At 51.5% G+C, this 2,919-nt stretch carries 2 protein-coding genes; both read right to left on the bottom strand.

Features of this window, described 5'->3' with window-relative positions:
- Positions 1–120 precede the first annotated feature (120 nt).
- Entirely contained in the window at positions 121–744 is a 624-nt protein-coding gene (locus GQF00_RS00600) for a glutathione S-transferase (protein WP_237440337.1), read from the bottom strand.
- Between the two features lie 961 nt (positions 745–1,705).
- On the bottom strand, positions 1,706–2,919 hold a 1,214-nt coding region (locus tag GQF00_RS00595; RefSeq protein ID WP_161317025.1), incomplete at its 5' end, for a protein-glutamine glutaminase family protein.

Here is a 2,919-nt window from a genome sequence, read left to right as displayed (position 1 = left end):
GGCATTTCCTGGGTGTCCTTTTTTCCTTTCAATTGATGGGTGTCCTGTTGTGGCACGGCTCAAGACCCGGTTCAGCACGCCAACATCGCTCAGGGTCGAGAAGGGAAAACCACCACCGCATCACCCGCCTGCCATACCGGCACCTTGATCATGGTTTGCAGGAACAGTGGATGCGCCANACCAGCCCTGTAGCCACCGCTGCAGATTCGGGTAAGGCAGCTGGCTAAACAGCTCACGATCCACATGGGCGAACTGGCGAACAAACGGCATGATGCCAATATCCGCGATGCCCGGATTCTTCCCAAACAAGTAAACACCTTTCTCCAACAAGGCCTCCAGGACCTGAAGAAAGCCTTCTCCCCGTTGCCGATACTCGGTCTGCGTCATCTCCACATGGCGGTCCGCGTATTTATAGCGGTCCAGCCAATATTTGAATTCACTATCGTTCTGCTCGATCAGGGCATTCGCCTCATCCAGGATCCTTGCGTCTAATAGCCCGTGCGGGTCCTGCTTCTCGAGCGCCCACACCATGATGTCCCGGCTTTCCTCTATCACAGCCCCACCCGCCAGCCGCAACACCGGCACGGTGCCTTTCGGGCTGATCGCCAGCATCTGCGCAGGCTTGTTCTTCAGCGTCACTTCCCGCAGTTCAACCTGCAAACCCGCAAACAACACCGCCAGGCGGGCCCGCATGGCATAGGGGCAGCGGCGAAAGGAATACAGACAATCCAAAGAGGCGGTCATAGGAAGGCTTCACAACTGAACCGGGAGTGTATTTCCGCACCGGGGAACCGATCTTTCGGCTCATCCCGAAAGGGTTGGCGATGCACGCAGCGCATGCAGTGCACAGGGAAAGGATACTATGGTGTTGGCGCCCCGTCCTGTTAGCATCGCTTCATCGCAATTTTCAAGGGTCTATGTGTCTGAATAAAACGCACGGGACAAGACCTGACCCCGAACCGATTTATGGTTTAATAATTATGAGTTATGCGAAATCGTTTATAGTTTCAATGCTCTTGATTTTTATTGGCATAAAGTTGATTAATTATTTTTTCTATAAAAAAAATGTTTATGCCTCAAAAAATGCAAGGGAGTGGATGTCCTTTGGGATTAGTGTTCTTTTTTTAAATGTAATTCCAGTTCTTACAAGGGGTGATATGACTAATCGGAGTGGAGACAAAGTTGACCCTCTTGCATATTTTTACTTTAGCCTTCCAATTTTTCTCGTTTGTGTTTGGGTTTCAGCGTTTCAGGAAAGAAAAGAACGAAAAAAAGGGGGGGGGTGAGCGGCAATCGTGGTGGATGCTGGGACAGGCATGAATTGGGCCAATGTCTGGGTGTCCTGTTGTTGCTGTTATTGTCCTCAAGGGAAACCTGCTGATAACGCGCTCGGGTCATGGTCGCCTCCTTGCTGAACCATGACTCAAACCATACTGACCTTACGGACAGCGCAACATCAGACAATGCCCATCAAGAGCGTGAGAGATCTACCAATTGATGGGTGTCCTGTTGAGTGTCCGCTGTTGAGTGTCCTGTTGAGTGGGCGAAGAAACGCGCGCTTTGCCTTTGCAAATGCTCCGCTACGCGGGATCGCCTTGCGGGCAGGGCTTCTACGGGGTGGGTATGGAATGGCAGGAGCCAGCTTGCTGGTGATGCTTCGCTTGCAGGCAAGCTCCTACAGAGAAAGGAAGACGTTGGCTTACTGTTACTTGAGGGCTGCCAGTTGTTTTTTGGCTTCTGACAGCCTTGCCTCGTCAGTCATCTTTTCGGTAAATGACAGATGGAATGCGCGTCTGTTGGTGATGGTGAACGAGGTCTTGGCTATATGGCTCGCCTCGATCGGCGGCGGGAAGCCCACAGTGTCCACCAGACCGGGGTAAACGCCCAATAACTTGAACCACTCCGTGGTAGTGACGGGTTGCTCAGCCACAATGGGATCGATAATTCTGGCTTCGGCCTTTCCTTTGCCATTCTTGATATAGACTACTGCTGCAACATGGTTTGACCACTTGGTGCCGGTACTGGGTGATTTCAGATTACCGGTTATCCAGGCCTTGTCTGCGCTGACACCCTCTTCGGCCATCATGGCAGTCATCCGCTCAGCGCGGGCAAAGTTCGCCATTTCCGGGCGATCCCAGGCCATGCCCTGAAGTTTTTTTGCCTTGGCAAACAGGCTGGCAGCCTGTTTCTGCGAGATGGTTTTCGGGGTGCCTGCACGAAAGGCCTTGATAGCATCAAGACTGACTTGCGTGTAATAGGTGCCATCAGTTTGGCGAGTGCCTGCCGGCAGAAAATCCTTGTTCACATACTGGCTGCTTATCCTGCCATTCACAATTTCGACCAGCGTAACCAGCTCGAGCTCTGCCCTCTCCTCATTGGTCTGTACGCCAAGAGAAATAATGTCATCATTGAATTTCCGGGAGCAGTTCGGAACGATACTTATAAGGTAATCACTAAACTTGGGATCCTGAAAAGTAAAATACGCAGAGACATTGTTTCTGAGGTTTTCAGGCGCCTTTCGATAATTGGTCAGGCGGGAGCGCTTGAATGCCTCGTTGTAGGTAATGACAGGGGTTATATAGGACAACCTTAGTAACTTGGCTATGGGGTCATCTTTAGTAAATTTGGCTTTGCCGTTGTGGTCACGGGTATAGTTGATGGCCATATACAGGTTCCGCTCTGTATCCACGATGGCCCAGTGATGATCTCCACACGCCATCGCCGGGCAGGCGCTGGACGGCTCTGGCTCACACGTCAGCCAGCCATTTCCCTGAGAGAACAGCGAGAAAGGGTTTAAGCTTTTATCAATCCTCCTCATGGCCTTGGTATGATCCTGCCCAGTACTGATGGACACCCTGTTAAGCGAGTAAACTACGCGACAGAGGTGAACTATGGCAAGACAGACAACCCCCAAGAAAA

This window comes from Alcanivorax sp. DP30 (assembly GCF_009882945.1).
Classification (GTDB): domain Bacteria; phylum Pseudomonadota; class Gammaproteobacteria; order Pseudomonadales; family Alcanivoracaceae; genus Alcanivorax.
Note: the sequence above shows the minus strand (reverse complement) of the source record. Positions and strands in the feature narration are given on the sequence as shown.